We start from the raw sequence: 24,020 nt of genomic DNA, 5'->3' as shown, positions 1-24,020 counted from the left end.
TTCCTCTCGAATCGGTCGTTACTTCTTGGCCTCGACGTCGCCCGAGAGGGCGGCGATGAAGGCTTCCTGCGGCACCTCGACGCGGCCCACCATCTTCATGCGCTTCTTGCCCTCTTTCTGCTTCTCGAGCAGCTTGCGCTTTCGGGTGATGTCACCGCCGTAGCACTTCGCGAGGACGTCCTTGCGGATGGCGCGGATCGTCTCGCGCGCGATGATGCGGGCGCCGATCGCGGCCTGGATGGGCACCTCGAACTGCTGGCGCGGGATGAGTTTGCGCAGGCGCTCGGCCATGAGCGTGCCGTAGGCGTAGGCCTTCTCGCGGTGCACGATCGAGCTGAACGCGTCGACCTTGTCGCCCTGCAGCAGGATGTCGACCTTCACGAGGTCGGCGGTCTGCTGACCGGCGGGTTCGTAGTCGAGGCTCGCGTAGCCCTGCGTGCGCGACTTGAGGTGGTCGAAGAAGTCGAACACGATCTCGCCGAGGGGCATGTGGTACCGCAGCTCGACGCGGTCCTCGCTGAGGTAGTCCATGCCCAGGAGCGTTCCGCGGCGCGACTGGCAGAGCTCCATCACGGTGCCGACGTAGTCCTTGGGCAGCAGGATGCCGACCTTGACGATCGGCTCCGAGACCGAGGCGACGCGACCGTCGGGGTACTCGCTGGGGTTGGTGACCGAGACGGTGTCGCCCGTGTCGGTGGTGACCTCATAGGTCACCGACGGGGCGGTGGTGATGAGGTCGAGACCGAACTCCCGCGAAAGGCGCTCGGTGATGATCTCGAGGTGCAGCAGGCCGAGGAACCCGGCGCGGAAGCCGAAGCCCAGCGCGACCGAGGTCTCGGGCTCGTACTGCAGCGACGCATCGGACAGCTTGAGTTTGTCGAGGGCTTCGCGCAGCTCGGCGTAGTCGCTGCCGTCGATGGGGTAGATACCCGAGAAGACCATGGGCTTCGGATCGGTGTACCCGGGCAGCGCCTGGGTGGCGGGCTTGCGGTGCGTCGTGATCGTGTCGCCGACCTTCGACTGGCGCACGTCTTTCACACCGGTGATGAGGTAGCCGACCTCGCCGACGCCGAGACCGCGCGTGGGCACGGGCTCGGGGCTCGACACACCGATCTCGAGCAGCTCGTGCGTCGCGGTGGTCGACATCATCTGGATGCGCTCGCGCGGCTGCAGCGAGCCGTCGATCATGCGCACGTAGGTGACCACGCCGCGGTAGGCGTCGTAGACGGAGTCGAAGATCATGGCGCGCGCCGGGGCGTCGGGCTTGCCGACCGGGGCGGGAATCTTGTCGACGATGAGGTCGAGCAGCTCCTCGACGCCCATGCCGGTCTTGCCGCTGACGCGCAGCACGTCTTCGGGCTTGCCGCCGATGAGGCCGGCGAGCTCGGCCGCGTACTTCTCGGGGTCGGCGGCCGGCAGGTCGATCTTGTTCAGCACGGGGATGATCGTCAGATCGTTCTCGAGTGCGAGATAGAGGTTGGCCAGCGTCTGCGCCTCGATGCCCTGCGCCGCATCCACGAGCAGGATCGCTCCCTCGCACGCGGCAAGCGAGCGGCTGACCTCGTACGTGAAGTCGACGTGGCCGGGCGTGTCGATCATGTTGAGGGCGAACGTGCCGTCGGCGGTGGCCCACGGCATCCGCACCGCCTGCGACTTGATCGTGATGCCGCGCTCACGCTCGATGTCCATGCGGTCGAGGTACTGCGCCCGCATATCGCGGTCGCTGACGACGCCGGTGATCTGCAGCATGCGGTCGGCCAACGTCGACTTGCCGTGGTCGATGTGAGCGATGATGCAGAAGTTGCGGATCTGCTCCGGCGGAGTGGCAGACGGCTCGAGGGGCTTCAGGGCGCGCGGTGACATGTTCCGTCGATTCTACGGTGGCGCGCCGACATCGCCGTCCGCGTATGCCCGGGGTCCGGCATCCGGGGGTCCCCCACGGGTCGAGATCACCCGTTCCACGCGCGGGAACGTGCGGCGCGTGGGGGACGCGACGCACAGCCGGTCGGCAGCGAACGGCTTCTACCCTGGATGCCATGACGGTCCAGGTCGTGTTCGTGCACGGTATCCGCACCTCGGCGACGATGTGGCGCGCGCAGCTCGCCCACCTCGAGGAGCGCGGCAACCCGGCCGTCGCCGTCGACCTGCCCGGACACGGCACCCGCCGCGGCGAGGAGTTCACTCTCGACGAGGCGTTCGCCACGATCGACCGGGCGGTGCAGGATGCCGCGACCCGCGGCCCCGTGCTGCTCGTGGGCCATTCGATGGGTGGGTTGCTGTGCATCGAGTACGTGGGGCGCGAGGACCCGCCGCCGGTCGCGGCGTTCATCGCCGCATCGTGCACCTCGATCCCGCGGGGTGTGGGCCTCGCGGCCTACCGCTTTCTCGCGCGGCGCTTCGACAGCCTGCCCGACCGCGGGCTCGGGCTCACCAACCGCGTGCTCGACCGCACGCTCCCGCCCGAGACGCGGCCCGACTTCGGTGCGGGCGGATACGCCTTCGAGGCGCAGGACACCGCCCTGGCGAGCCTGTCGGTGCTCGACCTTCTGGCGTCGCTGTGCCGCATCGAGGTTCCGCTGTGGTTCATCAACGGGCAGTGGGACCAACTGCGCGCCAACGAGAAGCTGTTCGTGTCGGTGGCGCGTGAGGCCGAGCTCATCGTCGTCCCCCGCACCACGCACCTGGTGACGGCGATGCGGCCCCGCGTGTTCAACGCGCTGGTCGACGTGGCGCTCACCACCGTCGAGGCGTCGACCTGATAGAGTTGGTCCTTGGCTTGCGTGTGGGGTTTTTCCCGACCTCCACGATGCCGGTGCAGCGTCCCTCTACCGCTCGCCCGGCTCTTCCATATTCACTTCAAACGAAAGACCGTCGACGTGGCGAATATCAAGTCGCAGATCAAGCGCAACAAGACCAACGACAAGGCGCACGAGCGCAACAAGGCCGTCAAGAGCGAGCTGAAGACGCACGTGCGTCGCACCAAGCAGGCTGTGCTGGCCGGTGACAAGGAAGGCGCTCTCAAGGCGCTCGCCACCGCGACCAAGAAGCTCGACAAGGCCGTGAGCAAGGGTGTCATCCACCAGAACCAGGCCGCGAACCGCAAGTCGGCCATCGCGAAGTCGGTCGCCGCTCTCTGAGTCGCACCTTTTCGACAGCCCGTCCCGCATCATGCGGGGCGGGCTTCGTCGTTTCCGGGGTAGGGCGCGAAAGCGTAGGGGGCGTCGGGGTGGGTGCTGTGGACTGCGCGGGGGCCGATGAGGCGTGGCGAGCGGAGGGATGGGGGCGAGCGGAGGACGCGCGGCCTCGATCCGGTCCTCCGTTGAGCCCGGGCCCTCCCCTGGTCACGGATCTGCGCCGCGCAGCAGGTGTGAGCTCGCGCGTGCCTCGTCGCGTGGATGCCAGGAGGTGCGGGCGTCCCCGTCCGCTGGAGCTCGTGGGCCGACGAACCGTGGCGAGCGGAGGGGCAGGGGCGAGCGGAGGACGCGCGGCCTCGATCCGGTCCTCCGCTCAGCCCACGCCCTCCCCTGCTCACGGATCTGCCCTGCGAGCCCAAGGCCGGCGAGACGACCGTGCGCGGTCAGCCGCCGTACGGTGCGCGGGTGGCGATGATCGTGATCATTCGCTCGAGCGCGAAGACCGCGTCGCGCGACGCGCCCTTCACCTCGGCGTCGGCGCGGGCGGTGGCGTGGATCGCCATGCCGAGGGTGTTGCCGGTCCACCCGACCAGGTCGCGCCGCGCACGGTCGACCTGCCAATCCTTCATGCCGAGGCGTTGAGCGGCCGCCGACGAGGACTCACGGGTTCCGGCGACCCGGGCCATGGTGCGGAGCTTCATGGCGACCGCGGCGACGAGGGGCACGGGGTCGGCTCCGGATGCCAGCGCGTGCCGCAGCGCCAACATGGCGGGGCCGTAGTGCCCGGCGATGGCGGTGTCGGCGACCGTGAACGCCGAGGTTTCGACCCGCCCGCCGTAGTACCGCTCGACGATGCGCTCGTCGATATCGCCGGGGACGTCGGCGATGAGCTGCTGGCACGCGGCGGCGAGCTCGGTGAGGTCGTCGGCGAACGCCGAGACCAGGGAGCGGAGGGCGACGGGGGCGATGCGCTTGTGCGCGGCCTTGAACTCGCCCACGGCGAAGTCGAAGCGGTCGGAGTCGCGCTTCACCGCCGCACACGGGATCTCGATGCCGGCGCCCTGCCCGGCACGGATGGCGTCGAGGAGCTTCTTGCCGCGCACGCTCGCCCCGGTGTGGCGCAGGATGACGGTGGCGCCCTCTTGCGTCTGCGAGAGGTACGACACGGCTTCGCTGAGAAACGTGTCGCTGCACTTCTCGACGCCGCTCACGCGGACCAGGCGGGGCTCGCCGAACAGCGAGGGAGACGTGACGCCGAGCAAGGTGCCCGCGGCGTAATCGTCGGCGCGGATGTCGGTGACCTCGAGGCTCGGGTCTTCGCTCTTGAGAAGTGCCCGGATGCCGGCGGTCGCGCGCTCGGCGCACACCTCTTCGGGACCGGAGATCAGCACGACGGGCGCGGGCTGCGGGGTGCGCCAGGACACCTGGGGAATGGCCGACTTGGTCTTCGCGGGGGCGGAGCGTCGGGGTGCCGGGGTCACTCCCCCAGCCTACCGACCGGGTCCGACATCGGAGCCGCGGTGCGGAGGCGCGGAAGCCCCACGACGGCGCGGCAACGGGCGTCGCCCCGCGGTGGCTCGCCGCGGCGTTCCTTTCCCGGTGCGGCGAGACACCGACGCGACCTGAACCGGCGCACGCACGGCTACCGGGGCGCAGACGATGTCGGGCTCGGAACGCCGTCGACAGCGGGACCGTTCTCGCGCCAGAGCGACAGGCGGCCCTGCTCGTCGATCCACACGGCGAGGGCTCCGTCTCGGTCCGTGCGACCCACGCTCGTGCCTTCGCTCTCGAGGATCGACAGGAGGGATGCCGTGGGATGGCCGTAGCGGTTGTCGGCACCGACGCCGATCAGTCCGATCTCCGCGTGGAGTCGCCGGTAGAGGTCGGCGTCCTGGTCGGCGCTGCCGTGGTGCGCGACTTTGACGACCTGCACCGGCGTCACGTCGGCGCGTCGGAGCAGGGATTCCTGCGCGTCCTCGCCCAGATCGCCGAGCATCTCCGTGCGGGGGAAGCCGGGGCCGGCGACGTCGAGGGCGACGCTGGCGTCATTGCCCGGCTCCGCTCGCGGCGGTGGGTGCAGAGCCTGCCAGCGCGTGGCGCCCAGCGTGCCGGTCATCCCGGCCGTCGCCTGCGTGAGCGAGGCACCCGCGGCGGCGAAGCGCTCGAGCAGCCGCTGGTCGGCGCCCCCGTCGGTCGGGCCGTGGAGGACGAGGTCGGTGCGCCCGAGCACCGCCGGCGAGCCACCGACGTGGTCGAGGTCGAAATGGGTCAGCACGACGAGGTCGAGGCGCTCCACCCCGAACTTCTCGAGGCAGCCGGTGAGCGCCGCCGGGTCGGGCCCGGTGTCGACGAGCGCGATGGCCGCTCCGGATCGCCAGAGCGTGGCATCGCCCTGCCCCACGTCGCACATGACCACCTGCCACGCCGCGGGGACGGTGAGCGACCCCGCGAACGTGCGGACGGCCGATTGACCGAGCATCAGGCCGAGACTGACGGCGGAAGCCACGGCGGCGAGGGCTGCGGTGCGGGGCAGACGGCGGGGGCGGACGACCGCGACGAACACGGCGGCGCCGACAAGCCCGAGCAGCCCGGCGCCGAGCAGGCCGTCGGGCCACGGAATGTTCTGCGCCGAGATGCCCGCGGTCGTGTGCGCGACAGCGGCGATCCACGAGGCGGGGATCCACGCCAGGGCGGTGAGTCCGTCTTGCAGCCAGGGGAACGGGGCAATGGCGGCGAGAGCGCCCGCGATGGTGGCGGGGGCGGCCGCCGGATCGGCGAGGAGGTTCGCGACGATGCCCAGGAGCGGCACGTGCGGATCGATCAGCACGATCAGCGGGCCGCAGACGAGCTGCGCCGAGGCCGGCACGGCGATCGCGAGCGCCAGAGCCCGCGGCATCCAGCGCTCGAGACCGGCGGCGAGGGGCCGCGCGAGGACGAGCAGGGCGGCGGTGGCCGCGGCCGAGAGCGCGAAGCCGATGGACCGCGAGAGCCAGGGGTCGAGGATCAGCAGCACGGTCGTCGCCAGCGACAGCACGGCGATCCCGACCGCCGGTCTGCCCAGGGCCAGGGCAAGGAGTGCCACCGATGCCATCGCCGCGGCACGCACGACGCTGGGTTCGGGGGTGACCAGCGCGACGAAGCCGGCGAGCACGAGCAGCGCCCCGACGATACGTGCTCCCCGTGGTGCGCGGCAGAGGGCGAGCAGGGCGAAGGCCGCCCCGACCACGATGACGCAGTTGGCCCCCGACACGGCCGTGAGGTGCGAGAGCGACGAGACCGTCATCGCGGTCTCGGTCGCCGCGTCGAGGCTAGAGGTGTCGCCCACCGCGAGGCCCGGCACGAGGCCGGCACCAGGCTGCGGGAGTCCCTCGGTCGACGCGACGAGGCGGCTGCGGAGCCCCTCCAACCATCCCCAGACCCCGCTCGGCGGTGCCGCTCTCGCGACCTCCTCGGCCCGGACGACGAGCACCGCCCGCTCCCCCGGCTCGGCGGGCAGAGCCCGACCGACGACCTCTACCTCGCTGCCCATCGCGGCCTCGGCGAGGACCCGGCGCCCCTCGGCATCCACTCCGATGCGGGCCGGGATGTCTCCCGAGAGCTGCACGCTCCCGGCGCGGACCTCCGTGGCGACGGCGTCGAACCACGCCCCGCCGTCCGGGGCGCCGTCTATGCGTCCGGTCACCGTGAGCTCGAGCACGATCTGCCGGCCGCCCTCCACCTGCAAAGCGTCGACCTGCTCGCGTACGGCGTCCACGAAAGCCACGCTCGACACGGATGCCGCGGCGCAGGCGACGGCGATGGTGGCGACGGCGAGGACCGCGTGCCGTCTGCCCAGAAAGGCGAGGGCGGTGAGACCCGCCCCCGCGGCGAGGACGAGAGCCAGGACGCGGGCGTCGGGGAGCCCGGTGGCGAGCCCCGCGAAGCCCCAGGTGGAGACGGCCACCGAGATCGGCCGGAGTGCCCGTCTCCGCAGCGCACGCCGCTCGCTCACACCCGCACCAGGTCGCGCAGGGCCTCGATCATCTTGTCGCCGAACCCCGGTATCGACGACAGGTCGTCGACGCTGGTGAAGCGGCCGTTCTCGTCGCGCCACGCGATGATGCGGTCGGCCAGAGCGGGGCCGATCCGCGGGAGCGTGTCGAGCTGCTCGCGCGTCGCCGTGTTCAGATCGACGACGCCGTCCGAGGCTCCCGAGGCCGGAGCGGCTCCCCCGGCGCCGACGTCGGCTCCTGCCACCGGGACGACGATCTGCTCGCCGTCCGCGACGGGCCGCGCGAGATTCACCCCGTCTCGTGCGGCGTCTTCGGCGAAGCCGCCCGCGCGCGCGACCGCATCGGCGACACGGTCGCCGACCTCGAGCCGGTAGAGCCCGGCCTCGCGCACCGCGCCCGCCACGTGCACGTAGACACCGACCTGCGGGACGGCGGCCGAGGGGGGTGACGCCGACACGGCGGGCTCGACGACCTCGGTCCCGGTCGCACCCCGCAGCATGCCGATCCCGATCGTGACGGCGAACGCCAGCAGCACCAGCACGACGACCGCCCCGATCCCCAGCCGCGTCCGCGCCGGAAGATGCTCGCCCGGGAGGGGCGGGTGGGCCTCGGCGGGGACGACGACGTTCTCGGTCACACCGCGACAGTAGGCAGCGCCCCCGCCCGCCCGTGCCCCTCCGACGGCGATCGGTGAACGCTCGCGCGAGAAGCCCTCCTGGGGAGGAGCGGCATCTCGCCCGCCCTGACGAACGCGAACGGCGGCCCGAGGTCGCCGCCGGCGGATCAACGGTCGGGTCGGAACGACGGATGCCACGCCCCCGCGCTCCGTGGAGCGCCGGGGACGTGGCATCCGGAACCAGAACCTACTTCGTCGAGAAGCTGACCACCTTCGGCGGACGCACGACCGCGCGCACGATCTCGCGCTCACCGAGCGCGCGGAGCACGCGCTCGTCGCCGCGGGCGAGGGCTTCGAGCTCGTCGCCGCCGATCTTGGCCGACACCTCGAGCGTGGCGCGCACCTTGCCGTCGATCTGCACGACGGCGGTGACGGTGTCTTCGACCAGCAGCGTCGGGTCGGCCTGGCGCCAGGTCGCGAGCCCCACGAAGCCGGTGTAGCCGAGCGTCTGCCACATCTCTTCGGCGGTGTGCGGGGCGAACAGGTCGAGGGTCATCGCGATGACCTCGGCCGCCTCGCGCACGGCGGGGTCGCTCGCGCCGGCCTTTCCGTCGATCGCCTTGCGGGTGGCGTTGACCAGCTCCATCAGGCGGGCGACGACGACGTTGAACTTCGTCTGCTCGACGAGGTTCGGCGCCTCGGCCAGCAGGCGGTGCGTGACGCGGCGGAGCGAGGGGTCGCCTTCGGCCCACACCACGTCGGTGTCGCTGTCGACGTCGTGCGCGATGCGCAGGGCGCGGGCGAGGAACTTCGCCGCTCCGGTGGTCGAGACGTCGTTCCAGTCCTTGTCGTCTTCGACCGGGCCGGCGAAGGCCAGCGCCACGCGCAGGGCGTCGGCACCGTGCGCGTCGAGCTCTTCCTGGAACAAGACCAGGTTGCCCTTGCTCTTCGACATCTTGGTGCCGTCGAGAATGACCATGCCCTGGTTGATGAGGCTCGAGAACGGCTCGGTGAACTCCACCAGGCCCATGTCGAACAGCGCCTTGGTGATGAACCGCGCGTACAGCAGGTGCAGGATGGCGTGCTCGACGCCGCCGATGTAGAAGTCGACGGGGCCCCACTTGTTGGCCTCGCGAGCCGAGAACGCCTCGGTGTCGCTGTTCGGCGACAGGAAGCGCAGGTAGTACCACGAGCTGTCGACGAAGGTGTCCATCGTGTCGGGGTCGCGCAGCAGCGTCTGGCCGGTCTCGGGGTCGGTGACCTCGACCCATTCGGTCGCGGCCCCCAGCGGCGAGGTGCCCTTGGGCTTGAGGTCGAGGCCCTCCACCGACGGCAGGGTGACCGGCAGCTGGTCGGCGGGGACCGGCGTGATCGAGCCGTCTTCGCCGTGCAGCATGGGGATGGGCGTGCCCCAGTAGCGCTGGCGCGAGATGAGCCAGTCGCGCAGGCGGTACGTCTTGGCGGCACGGCCGACGCCCTTCGCCTCGAGCTCCTCGATCATGCGGGCGATGGCGTGGCGCTTGGACAGGCCGTTCAGCGAACCCGAGTTGACCATGCGGCCATCTCCGGTGAGGGCGATGCCGGTCTTCACCGGGTCGGTCTCGTCGAGGTCGCCCAGCGGGTCGATCGGCACGCCGTCATCGTCGAGCTCGATGACGGGGATCGCCCCGGTGACGGGTGCGAGGGTGTCGACGACGACCCGCACGGGCAGGTCGAAGGCGCGCGCGAAGTCGAGGTCGCGCTGGTCGTGCGCGGGCACGGCCATGACGGCACCGTGACCGTAGTCGGCGAGCACGTAGTCGGCGGCCCAGATCGGCAGCTTCTCGCCGTTGACGGGGTTGATCGCGTGATGCCCGAGGAACACGCCGGTCTTCGGCCGGTCGGTGGCCTGGCGCTCGATGTCGGTCGCACGCTGCACCTGGGCGAGGTACGCCTCGAAGCTCTCGCGCACGCCCTGATCCGCGGATGCCGCGAGCTCGGCCGCGAGGTCGGACTCGGGCGCCACGACGAAGAACGTCGCACCGTGCAGCGTGTCGGGGCGGGTCGAGAAGACGGTGATCTTCTCGGCGCGGCCCTCGATCTCGAACTCGATGTCGGCGCCGATCGAGCGTCCGATCCAGTTGCGCTGCATCTGGATGACCTTGCTCGGCCAGAAGCCCTCGAGCTGGTTCAGGTCGTCGAGCAGGCGGTCGGCGTAGTCGGTGATGCGCAGGAACCACTGCGTCAGCTTCTTCTTGACCACGACGGCACCGCTGCGCTCGCTGGTGCCGTCGGGCAGCACCTGCTCGTTGGCGAGCACGGTCTGATCCACCGGGTCCCAGTTGACGAGGGCGTCCTTGCGGTAGGCGAGGCCCTTGTCGTAGAGCTTCTGGAACAGCCACTGGTTCCACCGGTAGTACTCGGGGTCGCTGGTGTGCAGCACCCGGCTCCAGTCGAACGAGACGCCGTAGTCCTTCAGGCTCTCCTTCTGCTGCGCGATGTTCGCGTAGGTCCACTCGACCGGGTCGGCACCGCGCTTGATGGCGGCGTTCTCGGCCGGCAGGCCGAACGAGTCCCACCCGATCGGGTTGAGCACGTTGTAGCCGCGGTGACGCCAGAAGCGCGCGACGATGTCGGAGTAGAGGTAGTTCTCGGCGTGACCCATGTGCAGGTCGCCCGAGGGGTACGGGAACATCGCCAGCACGTACTTGCGGGGGCGCGTGTCATCGTCGCCGCCGGCGCGGAAGGGATCTTTGTCGGCCCACGCTCGCTGCCACTTCGCCTGGATGGCGTGGATGTCGAAGCCACCCTCGCGGGGGTCGGGTGCGGAATTCTGAGACACGGGTGAAGCCAATCGTGAAGGTCGGGGAGGCCGCGGGGGCCAGCGTCCAGGCTATCGGACCCGGACGTCACCACCCGGGCGGTACCTCGGCGCCGAGGGCGGCGAGGGGCGCTCGCGCCTTGATCCCCACCTCGGCGACTTCGGATGCCGCGACCGAACGCCACGTGATCCCCCCGCCGGCGCCGACCCAGGCGGCATCCGCGTCGACGACGACACTGCGGATGACCATGGCGAGATCGGCCGCGCCGTCGTCGCCGATCCACCCGAAGGCGCCGGAGTAGACGCCGCGCGGGGCTTCTTCGAGGCCGGCGAGGATCTGCATCGCCGACTGCTTGGGGGCGCCCGTCATGCTGCCCGCCGGAAAGGTCGCCTCGAGCAGCGCACCGACGCGTGTGCCGGGGAGCAGGCGCCCCGACACCTCGCTGACGAGCTGGTGCACGTGCGGGTAGCTCTCGACTTCGAGCAGACGGTCGACGCCGACGGTCGACGGCTCGCACACCCGCGACAGGTCGTTGCGCATGAGGTCGACGATCATGACGTTCTCGGCGCGCTCCTTGGCATCCGTCCGCAGGGCGTCGGCCAGGGCGGCGTCGCGCACCGGGTCGGTCGAGCGCGGACGCGTGCCCTTGATGGGGTGGGTGTGCACGGCCCCGCCGCGCACCTCGAGGAAGCGCTCGGGCGACGCGCTCGCCAGCGCCGTGTCGCCGGAGCGCACGAAGCCGGCGTGGTGCGAGGTCGAGGCGCGGCGGAGGCGCCGGAACACCGCCACGGGGTCGACGGCTCCGGGCACGGTGAACCGCGTGGTGAGGCACAGCTGGTAGGCGTCGCCCTCGCGGATGCGCGCGCGGCAGGCCTCGATGAGTTCCGCGTAGCGGGTGGGTGTCACGCGACCGGATGCCGCACCCCGACGCTCCGCGACGGGCACCGGCGGCGGCACGGGGGCCTCGGCGGCGCGCCGGGCGATCTCGGCGTCGCCGAACGCCCACACGCGCCGTGCGGCGTGGTCGAACGCGAGGAACGTCTCCACCCGCAGCCAGACCGGGTCACCCTCGTACGTGAGCCAGCCGACCCATCCCCCGCGGAACGCCCCGGCTTCCTCTCCGGGTGATCCGGGGGCGCGGCCGGGCGAGGTGGCATCCTGATCCATCGGCGCCGACGACGAGTCGGGAACGCCCGTTCCCATCCAGCTCCACCCGGTCGACGCGTCGACCCCGGCATCGAGCCAGAACGCGTGATCGGCGTCGGCGAGAAGGTGCAGGAACACCGCCTCGGGGTCGACCCACGCGGGGAGGGCGACCGGAGCGGAGGAGTGCGGCACGCTCCCAGGCTAGGCGTGGCCGACGGCCATAGGGTGACGGGGTGAACGAGATCCTCACGTGGCTGCTCGACGTCGTTCAGAACGTCGACCCCGTGCTGCGCACGATCGTCGCCGGTGTCGCGATGGTGCTCGAGACGAGCGTGCTGGTCGGTCTGATCGTTCCCGGCGACACCATGGTCATCGTGGCGGGCACCGCTATCGCGTCTCCCCTCGAAGGAGTGCTGCTGGGCGCAGCCGTCGTCCTGGGCGCGCTGATCGGCGAGAGCCTCGGCTTCTGGCTGGGCCGGTACTTCGGCCCCCGCATCCGTGCCTCGCGGCTGGGCCAGAAGCTCGGCGAACGCAACTGGGATCGCGCCGACCGGTATCTCCGCCGACGCGGCGGACCGGCGATCTTCCTCTCTCGTTTCCTCCCCGTGCTGCACTCGCTCGTGCCGTTGACGGTGGGGATGAGCGGGTACAGCTACCGCCGGTTCCTGGCCTGGACGACCCCCGCGTGCCTGATCTGGGCCGGGCTGTACATCACGGTCGCGGCCACCGCCGCGGGCACCTACCGCGAGCTCGCCGATCAGTTGCACTACGCCGGCTACCTCTTCGTCGGCATCCTCGTGGTGTTCCTCGTGCTGGTCTTCGTCGCCAAGAAGCTGATCGAGCGCGCGGAACGTCGCCATCTGGCCGAGGAGACGACTTCCCTCGGACCAGCGGACGGCGACGTGAAAGACTGAGCGGAATGTCTCGCTCCTCTCGCGCCAAAGTGCTCTGGTTCGCCCGACTCGAGCGCCGGTTCCACCGCTGGCGCGAACGTCGGGCGCGCGCCCGCCACCTGCGTCCCGTGGTCACCGGCTTTCCGGGCTATGGAACCGAGGAGTGGGTGCGCGTGCTCGGTCGCGTGCTGATCGCCCCGCCGATCAAGCGCACCTCGACCGGAGAGTCCGCGAGCCTGCGCGGCTGGCGTGCGTTCGCCGCCGTTCCGGTGGGGATGGCGCGCGTCGACATCGTCATCGACGGGGTGACGCACGAGGTCACCGCCGACCGTGGCGGAGTGATCGACGCCAAGCTCCCCGCGACGCTCGCGCCCGGCTGGCAGGACATCACCATGTCGGTCGAGGGCAGCGAGCCCACCGAGACCCGCGTGTTCATCGTCGGCTCCGACGTGCGCTTCGGCGTCGTGAGCGACATCGACGACACCGTCATGGTCACCGCCCTTCCGCGTCCGCTTCTCGCGGCCTGGAACTCCTTCGTGCTCGACGAACACGCCCGCCAGCCCGTTCCGGGGATGGCGGTCATGCTCGAGCGGCTGACGCGGGAAAACCCCGGTACGCCGGTCATCTACCTGTCGACCGGTGCCTGGAACGTCGCCCCCACACTGACCCGCTTCATGCGTCGGCACCTGTTCCCGGCGGGCTCGTTCCTGCTCACCGACTGGGGTCCCACGCACGACCGCTGGTTCCGCAGCGGTCGCGACCACAAGGAGCAGAACCTCCGCCGTCTCGCGCGGGAGTTCCCCCAGGTGAAGTGGCTGCTCGTCGGTGACGACGGTCAGCACGACGACGCCATCTACACCGGCTTCGCCATCGAGAATCCGCGGAGCGTCGCCGCCGTCGCCATCCGCCGGCTGCTGCCCGCCGAGGCCGTGCTGGCCGGTGGGCGCACCGTGGTCGACGATCACTCGGCCGCCGAGGTGCCGTGGGTGAGCGAGTCCGACGGCGCGGGCCTGCTCGAGCGACTGCAGGATGCCGGGGTCATCTCGCGAGAGGGCTGAGCGCGGGCGGGGCGACGCTGGTCGTAGCCTCCGCGATGCGGACAACCTCCGTGGCATCCGGGCCGTTGGGGCTGAGGATGCGCGCATCGCTGACCACACGCACGCACGCGGGGCGAAGGCCGTCAGCTCCGGAGGCCGCACACGGCTCGATGTCGGAGGGGGCGCGTACGGTGGAAGCATGTGCGGTCGTTTCGTCGTAGCCAACGTGGCCTCCCAGCTCGTGGGGGTGCTGCGCGTCGACGTCGAGGCCGACGAGCTGCCCCCGCCGTCGTACAACATCGCTCCCACGTCGCGCGTGGGCATCGTGCTCGACTCGATCAAGAGCGAACCCCCCGTCCGACGCCTCGAGGTCGCGCGCTGGGGGCTCGTGCCCGGGTGGGCCAAAGACGTCAAGATCGGCGCCCGCGCGTTCAACGCCCGCGCCGAAGAGGTCGAAGACAAGCCGATGTTCCGCACCGCGCTCATCAAGCGGCGCGCGGTGATCCCGGCATCCGGGTACTACGAGTGGAAGACCACCGACGAGGGCAAGACCCCTCACTACATCCACCCGGCCGACGGTTCACCGCTGTTCTTCGCCGGGCTGTACGAGTGGTGGAAAGACCCCTCGCTCGCCGACGACGACCCCGCCCGGTGGGTGCTCAGCTGCACGATCCTCACCCGCGACGCCATCGGCCGCCTCGGATCGATCCACGACCGCATGCCGCTGTTCCTCGACCCCGATTTCGCCGACGCCTGGCTCGACCCGACCACCGAGAACGTCGGCGACGTGCTCGACGCCGCGATCGACGCGGCACCCGACGTCGCCGAGACGCTCGACGACCACGTCGTGTCGTCCGACGTCGGCAATGTGCGCAACGACTCCCCCGCGCTGATCGACGCCGTCGAGTGAGCACCGTCCTCGACACGACGACGCTCTCGCGCGCCGAGTGGAGCGTTCTCGCCGATGCGCACGCCGCACGCGCCGACGCGCTGACCGCCGACCATCGCGCGCGGGCGAGTCGGGCCGAGAAGCACCCGGTCGAAGACTTCCTGTTCACCTATTACTCGTACAAGCCGGCGATCCTGCGGCGCTGGCACCCCGGCATCGATGTCGTGCTCGGCGACGCCGACGAGCGCGCCGCCTGGCGCTGGTACCGCAGCGACCGTGACGGCGTGCGCGTGGATGCCGAGAGCTTCCGCACCGAGCGCGGATCCCTGTATCGCGGCATCGTCTCGCTGCTGCGGGCCACCGCCGACCGACCGGCGCAGTTCGGCTGCTTCGGGCTGCACGAGTGGGCCATGGCCTACCGCGCCGACGAGGTGCGGCACGCGGTGCCGCTGCGGCTCGGCCGCGACGGGACCGACGCGGTGGTCGACGCCCACGACCTGCGCTGCACGCACTTCGACGCGTTCCGCTTCTTCACGCCCGATGCGGTGCCGCTGAACCGTACGCCCCTCTCCCGCGACGACCAGGCCGAGCGCGAGCAGCCCGGTTGTCTGCACGCAGGCATGGACGTGTACAAGTGGGCCGTGAAGCTCGGTCCTCTCGTTCCCGGCCCCCTGCTGCTCGCGGCGTTCGAGCTCGCCCGCGACATCCGCACCCTCGACATGCAGGCCTCGCCCTACGACCTGCGCGACTGGGGCTACCTGCCCGTCCCCATCGAAACAGCCGAGGGCAAGGCCGAATACGTGGCCCGTCAGAGGAGCCTGAGCGAGCGCGGTCAGGGTCTGCGGCGCGACGTCATCCGCGCGGTCACGGGCACTGACGACACGCCCGGCCGCGCCGATTTCTTACGCCCGCGATCTGTGTTGTAAGCTCATGGAGTTGCCTCGAAGGGGGCGGAAAACAAAATATCCGGGCCTGTGGCGCAGCTGGTAGCGCACCTGCATGGCATGCAGGGGGTCAGGGGTTCGAGTCCCCTCAGGTCCACCCAGAGAAAGCCTCCGCTTCGGCGGGGGCTTTCGTCGTTCCGGTCGGTGGCGGATCCCGGTCGCGTCGGCGGGCTCACGGCATCCGTTCCCGGCTCTCCGCCACACGGCGGATGCCCCTCCCGCGTGGGAAGGGGCATCCGGTGAGACGACTCAGCGCGACGAGACCGGCACGCGCGTCTTGGCCTGCTGGGCCTCGCGCATGAGGAGCTCATCGTCGAGCCAGTTCGGGGCCTTGTTGCGCAGGGCGAAGATGTACACCGCGAGCGAGGCCGCAATGATGACCGTGACGTAGACGATGAACACGGGCACCTGCTCGGCGCTCTGCGCCCCGGCGTACAGCAGGGGGGCCGTGCCGCCGAACAGCGAGTTCGCCAGCGCGTAGCCGAGGCCCACGCCGAGCGCCCGCACGTGGGTCGGGAACAGCTGGGCCTTCACCAGCGCGTTGATCGAGGTGTACCCGGTGAGGATGATGAAGCCTCCGAGCAGGATCGCGAACGCCGCGAACTCGTTCGTCTGCTGCGGGAGCATCGTGATCAGGAACCACGTGTAGAGCACGCCGCCGACGCCGAAGAACACCAGGAGCGACTTGCGGCCGACCTTGTCGGAGAGCCAGCCGCCGATGGGCTGCATGAGCATGAGTGCGGTCAGGGCGACCAGGTTGATGATCGTGCCGGCCACGACGTCGCCGCCCGAGAAGGCGGTCTTGACGATGTTCGGTCCGGTGACCGAGTAGGTGTAGAAGGCGACGGTCCCGCCCGCGGTGACGGCGAAGCAGAGCAGCAGCGGACGCCAGTTGTTGACGAGCAGGTCGCGCATCGAGCCGGACTCCTTCGAACGGCCCGACTTGTTGTCGGTGATGACGCTCTGCTCGAGCGACTCGTCCATGGTGCGGCGCATCCAGAACACCGCCACCGCGGCGACCCCGCCGATGGCGAAGGCAACGCGCCAGCCCCACGCCGAGATGGCCTCGTCGTCGAGGGTGAGCACCATGACGAGCAGGGTCGTCTGGGCGAGCACATGCCCACCGACGAGCGTGACGTAGTGGAACGACGACAGGAAGCCACGACGACCGGGCATGGCGGCCTCGGACATGTACGTCGCGCTCGTGCCGTACTCGCCGCCGGTGGCGAAGCCCTGCACCAGGCGGGCGAAGACCAGGATGACGACGGCTCCGGCGCCGATCGCCTCGGCCGTCGGGGCGAGGGCGATGACGAGCGAGCAGAACGCCATCAGCGACACCGACACGGTGAGAGACAGGCGGCGTCCGTGGCGGTCGGCGAAGCGGCCGAAGAACCACGATCCGATCGGACGCATGAGGAAGGTGACGGCGAAGATCGCCCACACGTAGAGGGAGGAGTTCTTGTCGTCGGAGTCGAAGAACTGCGACTCGAAGTACACCGCGAACACCGAGTAGACGTAGACGTCGTACCACTCGACCAGGTTGCCGGCCGAGCCTTTCAGCGTGTTCGATATCGAGCGTCGCAGGCTCGTGGGGATCGTCGTCGTCGTTGACATGGGTAATCCGATCGGTCGATGGACGGTTCTCGTCTCGTACGCCGTCGAAGACGGGGCCCGGCGGCGGCGACGAGTCGTATCCCGTTATCGTGGCGGCGCGCGGGGGCCCGTCCCGAGATCCTTACATGCGCCTTACATTGGCCCCGGCCCGCCGCCGCGGGCGACCCCGGCGCGTGAGCCTACGATGGGGCCATGCACGTACTCGTAGCCGAGGACGACGGCTCGGTCGCCGCGGCGCTCGTCTCGGCGCTCACGCGCGCCGGGCACGCGTGCACCCGTGTCGCGCGGGGCAGCGACGTGTTGCTGCGCCATCGCGACGCCCAGGTCGTGCTGCTCGATCTCGGGCTGGAAGACATGGACGGGCTCGACGTACTGCGCCAGCTGCGCGAGGTGAGCCAGCTGCCCGTCATCGTCGTCACGGCCCGCGGCGACGAGCGCTCCACCGTGCGGGCACTGTCGCTCGGCGCCGACGACTACCTCGTGAAGCCGGTGCGGCTCCACGAGCTGCTGGCGCGGCTCCTGGCCGTCACCCGTCGCTACAGCCCACCCGACGAGCCCCAGCGCGTGCGGGTCGGGTCGGTCGAGATCGACATCGACGCCCACCGCGTGCACGCCGCCGACCGCGAGGTCGCGCTGACGCCCAACGAGTTCGGCATCCTGTACGCCCTCGCCCGACGCGCGGGGCAGGCGGTGAGCCGTCGGCAGATCCTCGACGAGGTCTGGGGAGACGCGTACGTGGCATCGTCGCGATCGTTCGACGTGCACCTGGGGCAGGTGCGCCAGAAGCTCCCCGAGGTGACCATCACGACCATCCGCGGCCTGGGCTACCGCCTCGAGGATGCCGCGTGAAGCTGCGGGTGCTGCTCCCCCTGCTCGTCTTCGGTCTCATCGCCGTGATCGCCGTGCTCATCCCCGTGGCGCAGTCGCTCGCCGACTCCCGCACGCAGCAGCTCGCCCTGCAGCGCACCGCGGCGCTCGACCAGGTCGTGCAGCGTGCCCGGACGGCGCTGGTGCAGTCCGACGCCGAAGGACTCCAGGCCTACCTCGAGCGCTTCCACGCGGTCTACGCGGAGTCGGTGCTCGTCCTCGACGAGAGCGGGGAACCGGTCGCCTCGGCGGGCGAGCTGCACCGCGATGCCGACGTCGATCAGCTCGTCATCGCGGCTTCGCGGGCCATTCCCCAGCTGTCGCTCCCCCGGGTCACCCCCTGGGGACCCCGCAGCGCCCTCGTCGCGGTGCCCGTGATCGCGGCCGGTGATCTGTCGGCTGGCGTCGTGGTGCTCGCGGTCGACCTGCGGGGCGCGCAAGCCGACGTCTCGCGCGCGTGGGCCGTGATCGCCGCGATCGGGGTGCTGCTGCTCAGCGCCCTCATGGTCGCCTCGCTGCTGTGGACCCGCTGGATCCTGCGCCCGGTGCGCGCGCTCGATTCCGCGGTCGCCGACCTCACCGCCCACCGCGGTCCCGCACCGCTGCGTCCCTCGGGACCGCCGGAGCTGCGCCGCCTCAGCCGGGCGTTCGCGACGATGGCCGATGAGGTCGAGAACAGCCTCGAGCAGCAGCGCGGTTTCGTCGCCGATGCCTCGCACCAATTGCGGACGCCCCTCGCCGCCATCCGACTGCGCGTGGACGGCCTCACCCGCGACGGTGACGCGGCCGACGACCTCTCCGCCGTCGACGACGACCTCGATCGCCTCGAGCGCACCGTGGAACGCATGCTGACTCTCGCCAACGCGGAGCACCGCGCTGCCGCGCGAACCCAGGGTCACGACGACGCCCGAGACGAGGGCGCTCCGCGCGAATGCTCGGTCACCGCGGCCGACCTGGTGCAACGCCACCGCGCGCGCCTGCACGCCGCGGGACTGACGCTCAGCATCGACGACTCCCCGGCGGTCGTGGTCCCCTGCGGCCGCGCCGACCTCGACGAGATGCTCGATGTGCTGCTCGACAACGCGGCGAAGTACGCCGGTGCGGGCGCGCGGGTGCGGGTGAGCGTGGAACAGGATGCCGGACGCCTCGAGGTGCGCGTGGAGGACTCGGGCACGCAGCTCGACGACGCGCACCTTCCGCGCCTGGGCACGCGTTTCTGGCGCGCCGGTCTCGACGGCGGCACCACCGGCACCGGCCTCGGGCTCGCCATCGTCGCGCAGCTGATGCGGGCCGCCGGTGGGCGGCTGGAGCTGCGCCGCTCGCGCGAGGGTGGACTCGCGGCGCACCTGATCTGGGACAGAATATGACGGGGGTCTCGCGTCGCAGCTTCCTGTGGGCGGGCGCCGCGGCGGGCACCGTCGTGCTGGCGGGGTGCGTGCCCACCGCGCCGACCGTGCTGACGCTGGGCTGCGGCGAACCCGGCGGCAGCTACCTGCAGTTCGGCCAGCTGCTGAGCGACGTCGCCCGAGGGTCCGGGGCGTTCGAGATCACCGCCCTGCAGACCGAGGGCAGCGTCGACAACCTCGCCCTGCTGTCGCAGGGTCGCGTGGAGCTCGCCCTGTCGCTGGCGGATTCGGCGGCGGCGGCGAGCGGTGAGGTGGTCGCGATCGGGCGGGTCTACCAGAACTACCTGCAGTGCCTCGTCCGCGCACCCGACGGCCCGCGCTCGCTCGCGGAGCTCGCCGGAACGCGCGTCTCGCTGGGCGCCCCCGGCTCGGGGGCGGCCGCGACCGCGCGCCGGGTGATGGAAGCCGCGGGACTCTCGCCCGCGTCGGCGACCGAGCGGCCGCTCCGCGATGCCGTCGTCGATCTGGAGCGGGGCCGCATCGACGCGCTGTTCTGGTCGGGCGGGGTGCCGACGCCCCAGATCGCGGAGCTCGCCGCCCGCACCCCCATCGCGGTGCTCGACACGACGCCCGTGCTGCCGACCCTCCTGCAGCGCTACCCCGACGCGTACGTGGCCACGACCATCCCCGCCGGCGTCTACGGCGCGGACTCCCCGGTTCCCGCCATCGGCGTCGCCAACCTGCTGCTCGCCCGCCCCGACCTCGACGACACGCTCGTGGAGCGCGTCGTCGACGTGCTCATCGACGACGCGGCGCGCCTCGTGGCGCCCGGGGCCCTCGGCATCCAGTACCTGACTCCGGCGAGCCTCATCGACACCCTGCCGATCGCCCTGCACGCGGCGGCCGAGCGGCGGTATCGCGAACGCTACGGGTGAGTGATCGGGCGGGCACAGCGCGAACAGGCCGGCGCGAACACGCCCCACGTACACAGAACGCCCCCGGCCGTGAGGGCCGAGGGCGTTGTCGTGGGGGTCGTTACTCGGGCGCGCCCGCGGGCGTCGGCAGCTCGATCGGAACGACGGGGCAGTCCTTCCAGAGGCGCTCCAGGCCGTAGTAGACACGTTCTTCCTCGTGGAAGACGTGGACCACGAGGTCGCCGAAATCGAGCAGCACCCAGCGCGACTCCTGACGCCCCTCGCGGCGCAGACGCTTGTGGCCGTGCTCGAGCAGCTTGTCTTCGATCTCGTCGGCGATCGCGGCGACGTTGCGCTCATTGCGACCGGTGACGAGCAGGAAGATGTCGACGAGCGGAAGGGGCTCGGAGACGTCGAGGGCGACGATGTCGTCGCCGCTCTTGGCGTCGGCGGCGAGAGCGGCGATCTGCGCCATCTCCCGTCCGTTGGCGGTGGCGGTCATCGGAAGACTCCTGTCGTGAAGGCGAGCACGAGGGTGACGGCCACCGCCAGCGCCAGCGCGCCGGTCGTGATGATGAGGCCGATGAGGAGCTTGCTCCCCTTCTCGGGCGCCGGGGGGCGAATGATCTCGCCGGGCTGTTTGACGGTGCTGATGGCGGCACTGGCCGCGATCGGGGTGGGAGACGAGGCGGGCGGGAGCTCGCCGTCGAGAAGAACGGCATCGGCGTCGCGACCGTCGGTCGTGCCCGGGGCGTGACCGACGGAGCCGAGGCCCTCGGGTAGCTCGAACGTGCCGGTGATCATGACCTCGCCCGTCGCGGTGATGGGGCCGACCAGCGGCACGCCCGAGGGCGTCTGCGAGAGGATCAGCGCGTTCGGCGTCGACACCGCGCCGCTCGCCGAGGCGTTGCGCGCGATGAGCTGGTCGAACGAGTCGGGCAGGGTGACGTCGGGCTTGGCGCCGTCGAGCAGCTCGGAACCGAGCGCCGGGTTCACGACCGACGCGCCGGGGGCGTCATCGGCCGCGGCGGGCGTCTCGGCGGTGTCGGGCGCCGACGGGCGGAAGATCGCCGGACGCGTCGGCTCGGCCTGGGGCAGAGGAGCGAACGGGGAGTTCTGGCGCGGCAGGGCGGGCTCGAGGTCGGGCGTGATGACCGGAACCGCGGCAGTGCGGATCTTCTCTTGCGCGCGCGCCTGGCGGCGCGTGAGTCCCGGAACGCCGAAGTCGGCGCCGTGGTCGCTGAACGGAGGCTCAAAGGCCGAGGGGCGCGCGGCGGCCGGACCGTCGTCGCGCGCGGTGTCTTCGCGTGCGCTGTCTTCACGTGCGGTTTCGTCGGCACCGGATGCCGCGGGCTCGGGCTCGTCGGTGGACTTCGCCGTGGGGAACAACGCGGTCGGGGCCGCGTCGTCGACCGCCGGGGTCTCGGCAGCAGGTACGTCGGCAGCCGCGACGTCGGCAGAGGCATCGTCCACCGGGGTGTCGGCCTTGGCGGCATCGTCGACGACCGGTGCACTCGACGCCGTGGTCTCGGCGGGCGCCGCCGTCTCGGCGGTGCTGTCGGTCGCGGGCGCCGAGGACTCGGCATCCGTCTCGGGCGCGATGATCGGCGTCGCGCCGGTGTGGCGGAGCTCGCGCAGCTGACGGCGGGTCAGCGCGGGGGTCTCGGGGTTCTCGGAAGTGCTCATGCATTGCTCCGGTAGAGGTGGTGCTTCGCGATGTACTGCACGACGCCGTCGGGCACGAGGTACCACACGGGGTGTCCTCGGCGCACACGGGCGCGGCAGTCTGTGGACGAGATCGACAGCGCCGGGATCTCCAGCTGGCTCACGTTTTCGGTGGGCAGGCCTTCGGTGGTGAGCACGTGTCCGGGCCGCGAGACGGCCACGAAATGCGCGAGATCCCACAGCTGCTGATGGTTTCGCCACCCCAGGATCTGCGCCACGGCGTCGGCACCGGTGATGAAGAACAGCTCGGCTCCCGGACGCTGCTCCTGCAGATCGCGCAGCGTGTCGATCGTGTAGGTGGGGCCTTCCCGATCGATGTCGACGCGGCTCACCGTGAACTGGGGGTTCGAGGCCGTCGCGATCACCGTCATGAGGTAGCGGTGCTCGCTCTCGGTGACGTCGTCCTTCTGCCACGGGCGACCCGTGGGCACGAAGACGACCTCGTCGAGGTCGAACGACTGCGCCACCTCGCTGGCCGCGACGAGGTGACCATGATGGATGGGATCGAACGTCCCACCCATGACCCCGATCCGAGGGGCGCGCGTCACCGACATACGGTGGGCCTCAGTGGCCGTGCGCCTCGGGGGTGGGCGTCCCGTGCTTCTTCGTGTAGGCGTCGGCCTTGTGCGCGTGGCGGTTGGCGACGTTGCGGTACGACAGCGTGACCAGGCTCAGCGACACGAACACGACGAACGCGACGGCGCCGAACCAGAAGGTCTGGGCCTGCACGTTGCCGCCGTGGTGGGCGCCTTCTTCTGCAGCGTGGGCGAGAAGTGAGACGAAAGTCATCTGTGCTCCGTTCGAGAGGTCTGCGCGGGGCGCGCAGCCCATTTTAGGCGGTCAGGCGCGGACCTGGCCGTCGCCGCGCCCGAGCCACTTGGTGCTCGTGAGTTCGGCGAGGCCCATGGGACCGCGGGCGTGCAGCTTCTGGGTCGAGATGCCGACTTCGGCGCCGAAGCCGAACTCTCCCCCGTCGGTGAAGCGGGTGGAGGCGTTGACCATGACGACGGCCGAGTCGACCTCGGCGAGGAACCGGTCGGCCGAGGCCTGATCGGCCGTGATGATCGACTCGGTGTGGTGGGTCGAGTAACGGCGGATGTGGGCGAGGGCGTCGTCGAGGTCGTCGACGACACGCACGGCCAGGTCGAGCGTGCCGTACTCACGCGCCCAGTCGTCTTCGGTCGCGGTGACGACGCGCGCGTCGTGTGCCCGCGTGACGTCGTCGCCGTGCACGGTCACCCCGGCATCGGACAGTGACGCCAGCAGCTCGGGCAGCAGGCGATCGGCCGCGTCGCGGTGGACGAGCACCGTCTCGACGGCGTTGCACACGCTCGGCCGCTGGGTCTTGGCGTTGAGCACGATGTCGCGCGCCCAGTCGTCACGGGCCGTGGCGTCGAGGAAGACGTGGACCACGCCGGCCCCGGTCTCGATGACCGGAACGGTCGACTCGGTCACGACCGTCTCGATCAGCGACGCGCTTCCGCGTGGCACGAGCACGTCGACCAGTCCGCGCGCGTTCATGAGCGCACGCGCGCCGTCACGGCCGAAGTCGTCGACGCTCTGCACGGCCTCGGGGCTGACGCCCTGGGCCTGCAGCGCCGCGCGCATGACCGAGACGAGGGTCGCGTTGGTGCTCTGCGCCGCGGAACCACCGCGCAGCACGACCGCATTTCCGGAACGCAGGGCGAGAGAGGCGATGTCGACCGTGACGTTCGGGCGCGCCTCGTAGATCGATCCGACGACGCCGAACGGTACCGCCACCTTCTCGAGGGCGAGTCCGTTGGCGAGCGTTCGGCTGTCGAGCACGCGGCCGACGGGGTCGGGCAGGGCGGCGACATCGCGCACCGCCGCTGCCAGGGCTGCGACGCGTCCGGCATCGAGGCGCAGGCGGTCGAGGAGGGCGTCGCCGATGGCATCCGCTCGTCCGCGTTCGAGGTCGTCGGCGTTGGCCGCGACGATCTCGGCGGACGCCGCCTCGATCGCGTCGGCGACCGCATTGAGCAGAGCGGTCTTGCGCTCGGAATCGAGCAGACCGATCTCGCGCGCGGCGTCTTTGGCCAGACGCAAGCGCTCATCGACGGAGGCGGCGATCGTGGTCATGC

Annotated in this window: 21 protein-coding genes and 1 tRNA gene; 10 read left to right on the top strand and 12 right to left on the bottom strand. The window is 70.9% G+C overall.

The features are described from left to right. Positions 1-18 precede the first annotated feature (18 nt). Complete coding sequence (gene lepA, locus IFR11_RS01820) at positions 19-1,863, bottom strand: translation elongation factor 4 (protein WP_055837006.1); 1,845 nt, start codon at positions 1,861-1,863, stop codon at positions 19-21. A gap of 173 nt (positions 1,864-2,036) precedes the next feature. On the opposite strand from lepA, the gene IFR11_RS01815 reads away from it, so the two are divergent. Both IFR11_RS01815 and rpsT read left to right on the top strand, forming a co-directional pair. Then, entirely contained in the window at positions 2,037-2,759 is a 723-nt protein-coding gene (locus IFR11_RS01815) for an alpha/beta fold hydrolase (RefSeq protein ID WP_191915027.1), read from the top strand. 117 nt (positions 2,760-2,876) lie between these two features. Then, positions 2,877-3,137 (top strand): 30S ribosomal protein S20, encoded by a 261-nt coding sequence (rpsT, locus tag IFR11_RS01810; RefSeq protein WP_055836993.1) that lies wholly within the window; start codon positions 2,877-2,879, stop codon positions 3,135-3,137. Between the two features lie 440 nt (positions 3,138-3,577). On the opposite strand, the gene holA is transcribed toward rpsT, so the two are convergent. The 5 genes from holA to IFR11_RS01785 form a co-directional block, all read right to left on the bottom strand. After that, on the bottom strand, positions 3,578-4,615 hold the full coding sequence (holA, locus tag IFR11_RS01805; RefSeq protein WP_055836989.1) for a DNA polymerase III subunit delta: 1,038 nt from the start codon (positions 4,613-4,615) through the stop codon (positions 3,578-3,580). Between the two features lie 161 nt (positions 4,616-4,776). Beyond that, the gene (locus IFR11_RS01800) at positions 4,777-7,125 is read right to left on the bottom strand and encodes a ComEC/Rec2 family competence protein (RefSeq protein WP_191915026.1); all 2,349 of its coding nucleotides are present in this window, start codon (positions 7,123-7,125) and stop codon (positions 4,777-4,779) included. Further along, positions 7,122-7,763, bottom strand: a complete 642-nt coding sequence (locus IFR11_RS16245; protein ID WP_342030233.1) for a helix-hairpin-helix domain-containing protein — start codon at positions 7,761-7,763, stop codon at positions 7,122-7,124. Before IFR11_RS16245 ends, IFR11_RS01800 begins: the two co-directional genes overlap by 4 nt. A 226-nt stretch (positions 7,764-7,989) precedes the next feature. Continuing rightward, positions 7,990-10,563 carry a leucine--tRNA ligase gene (gene leuS, locus IFR11_RS01790; RefSeq protein WP_191915024.1) on the bottom strand — a complete coding sequence of 858 codons (2,574 nt, stop codon included), beginning with the start codon at positions 10,561-10,563 and terminating at the stop codon, positions 7,990-7,992. 67 nt (positions 10,564-10,630) lie between these two features. Next, the gene (locus IFR11_RS01785; RefSeq protein ID WP_191915023.1) at positions 10,631-11,881 is read right to left on the bottom strand and encodes a chorismate-binding protein; all 1,251 of its coding nucleotides are present in this window, start codon (positions 11,879-11,881) and stop codon (positions 10,631-10,633) included. Between the two features lie 41 nt (positions 11,882-11,922). On the opposite strand from IFR11_RS01785, the gene IFR11_RS01780 reads away from it, so the two are divergent. The 5 genes from IFR11_RS01780 (at position 11,923) to IFR11_RS01760 (ending at position 15,549) form a co-directional block, all read left to right on the top strand. Then, a complete protein-coding gene (locus IFR11_RS01780) occupies positions 11,923-12,603 on the top strand; it encodes a DedA family protein (RefSeq protein ID WP_055836975.1) in 681 nt (226 codons plus the stop codon). Between the two features lie 5 nt (positions 12,604-12,608). After that, the gene (locus IFR11_RS01775; RefSeq protein ID WP_055836972.1) at positions 12,609-13,640 is read left to right on the top strand and encodes an App1 family protein; all 1,032 of its coding nucleotides are present in this window, start codon (positions 12,609-12,611) and stop codon (positions 13,638-13,640) included. A gap of 178 nt (positions 13,641-13,818) precedes the next feature. Beyond that, complete coding sequence (locus tag IFR11_RS01770; protein WP_191915022.1) at positions 13,819-14,529, top strand: SOS response-associated peptidase; 711 nt, start codon at positions 13,819-13,821, stop codon at positions 14,527-14,529. Continuing rightward, positions 14,526-15,434, top strand: a complete 909-nt coding sequence (locus IFR11_RS01765) for a 3-methyladenine DNA glycosylase (protein ID WP_191915021.1) — start codon at positions 14,526-14,528, stop codon at positions 15,432-15,434. The genes IFR11_RS01770 and IFR11_RS01765 overlap by 4 nt, the downstream gene beginning before the upstream one ends. Before the next feature lie 42 nt (positions 15,435-15,476). Then, positions 15,477-15,549: transfer RNA gene (locus tag IFR11_RS01760), tRNA-Ala, on the top strand. Positions 15,550-15,701: 152 nt separating this feature from the next. Here the strand turns inward: IFR11_RS01760 and IFR11_RS01755 are convergent. Then, positions 15,702-17,066, bottom strand: coding sequence for an MFS transporter (locus IFR11_RS01755; protein WP_055836964.1), 1,365 nt, complete (start codon positions 17,064-17,066; stop codon positions 15,702-15,704). 192 nt (positions 17,067-17,258) lie between these two features. Between IFR11_RS01755 and IFR11_RS01750 the strand changes: the two genes are divergently transcribed. Genes IFR11_RS01750 through IFR11_RS01740 form a run of 3 tightly spaced genes read left to right on the top strand, consistent with a single transcriptional unit; the run spans position 17,259 to position 20,214 of the window. Beyond that, positions 17,259-17,915, top strand: coding sequence for a response regulator transcription factor (locus IFR11_RS01750; RefSeq protein WP_055939947.1), 657 nt, complete (start codon positions 17,259-17,261; stop codon positions 17,913-17,915). After that, a complete protein-coding gene (locus IFR11_RS01745; protein WP_191915020.1) occupies positions 17,912-19,300 on the top strand; it encodes an ATP-binding protein in 1,389 nt (462 codons plus the stop codon). Before IFR11_RS01750 ends, IFR11_RS01745 begins: the two co-directional genes overlap by 4 nt. Beyond that, a complete protein-coding gene (locus IFR11_RS01740; RefSeq protein ID WP_191915019.1) occupies positions 19,297-20,214 on the top strand; it encodes a TAXI family TRAP transporter solute-binding subunit in 918 nt (305 codons plus the stop codon). Before IFR11_RS01745 ends, IFR11_RS01740 begins: the two co-directional genes overlap by 4 nt. A gap of 100 nt (positions 20,215-20,314) precedes the next feature. Here the strand turns inward: IFR11_RS01740 and rsfS are convergent, their stop codons facing one another. From rsfS to IFR11_RS01715, 5 genes are read right to left on the bottom strand one after another with little or no spacing between them, the layout of a single operon-like run. Then, positions 20,315-20,695: a ribosome silencing factor gene (gene rsfS / locus IFR11_RS01735; protein ID WP_055836953.1), complete on the bottom strand. Its 381-nt coding sequence runs from the start codon at positions 20,693-20,695 to the stop codon at positions 20,315-20,317. Beyond that, positions 20,692-21,879, bottom strand: a complete 1,188-nt coding sequence (locus IFR11_RS01730; protein ID WP_191915018.1) for a hypothetical protein — start codon at positions 21,877-21,879, stop codon at positions 20,692-20,694. The genes rsfS and IFR11_RS01730 overlap by 4 nt, the downstream gene beginning before the upstream one ends. After that, positions 21,876-22,472 carry a nicotinate-nucleotide adenylyltransferase gene (gene nadD, locus IFR11_RS01725; RefSeq protein WP_055836947.1) on the bottom strand — a complete coding sequence of 199 codons (597 nt, stop codon included), beginning with the start codon at positions 22,470-22,472 and terminating at the stop codon, positions 21,876-21,878. The genes IFR11_RS01730 and nadD overlap by 4 nt, the downstream gene beginning before the upstream one ends. 10 nt (positions 22,473-22,482) lie before the next feature. Next, complete coding sequence (locus IFR11_RS01720; RefSeq protein ID WP_055836944.1) at positions 22,483-22,707, bottom strand: hypothetical protein; 225 nt, start codon at positions 22,705-22,707, stop codon at positions 22,483-22,485. 51 nt (positions 22,708-22,758) lie between these two features. Continuing rightward, a complete protein-coding gene (locus tag IFR11_RS01715; RefSeq protein WP_191915017.1) occupies positions 22,759-24,018 on the bottom strand; it encodes a glutamate-5-semialdehyde dehydrogenase in 1,260 nt (419 codons plus the stop codon). Positions 24,019-24,020: the final 2 nt, after the last annotated feature.

Origin of the sequence: Microbacterium sp. CFBP 8801 (assembly GCF_014839455.1) — a bacterium.
Taxonomy (GTDB): domain Bacteria; phylum Actinomycetota; class Actinomycetes; order Actinomycetales; family Microbacteriaceae; genus Microbacterium.
Note: the sequence above shows the minus strand (reverse complement) of the source record. Positions and strands in the feature narration are given on the sequence as shown.

What these genes read in the sequence shown, in the direction of transcription:
- IFR11_RS01750 (WP_055939947.1), top strand. Translation starts at nt 17,259, where the DNA reads ATGCACGTACTCGTAGCCGAGGACGACGGCTCGGTCGCCGCGGCGCTC.
- lepA (WP_055837006.1), bottom strand. Translation starts at nt 1,863, where the DNA reads ATGTCACCGCGCGCCCTGAAGCCCCTCGAGCCGTCTGCCACTCCGCCG.
- IFR11_RS01815 (WP_191915027.1), top strand. Translation starts at nt 2,037, where the DNA reads ATGACGGTCCAGGTCGTGTTCGTGCACGGTATCCGCACCTCGGCGACG.
- IFR11_RS01755 (WP_055836964.1), bottom strand. Translation starts at nt 17,066, where the DNA reads ATGTCAACGACGACGACGATCCCCACGAGCCTGCGACGCTCGATATCG.
- IFR11_RS01720 (WP_055836944.1), bottom strand. Translation starts at nt 22,707, where the DNA reads ATGACTTTCGTCTCACTTCTCGCCCACGCTGCAGAAGAAGGCGCCCAC.
- nadD (WP_055836947.1), bottom strand. Translation starts at nt 22,472, where the DNA reads ATGTCGGTGACGCGCGCCCCTCGGATCGGGGTCATGGGTGGGACGTTC.
- rsfS (WP_055836953.1), bottom strand. Translation starts at nt 20,695, where the DNA reads ATGACCGCCACCGCCAACGGACGGGAGATGGCGCAGATCGCCGCTCTC.
- IFR11_RS01740 (WP_191915019.1), top strand. Translation starts at nt 19,297, where the DNA reads ATGACGGGGGTCTCGCGTCGCAGCTTCCTGTGGGCGGGCGCCGCGGCG.
- IFR11_RS01775 (WP_055836972.1), top strand. Translation starts at nt 12,609, where the DNA reads ATGTCTCGCTCCTCTCGCGCCAAAGTGCTCTGGTTCGCCCGACTCGAG.
- IFR11_RS01730 (WP_191915018.1), bottom strand. Translation starts at nt 21,879, where the DNA reads ATGAGCACTTCCGAGAACCCCGAGACCCCCGCGCTGACCCGCCGTCAG.
- IFR11_RS01770 (WP_191915022.1), top strand. Translation starts at nt 13,819, where the DNA reads ATGTGCGGTCGTTTCGTCGTAGCCAACGTGGCCTCCCAGCTCGTGGGG.
- IFR11_RS01715 (WP_191915017.1), bottom strand. Translation starts at nt 24,018, where the DNA reads ATGACCACGATCGCCGCCTCCGTCGATGAGCGCTTGCGTCTGGCCAAA.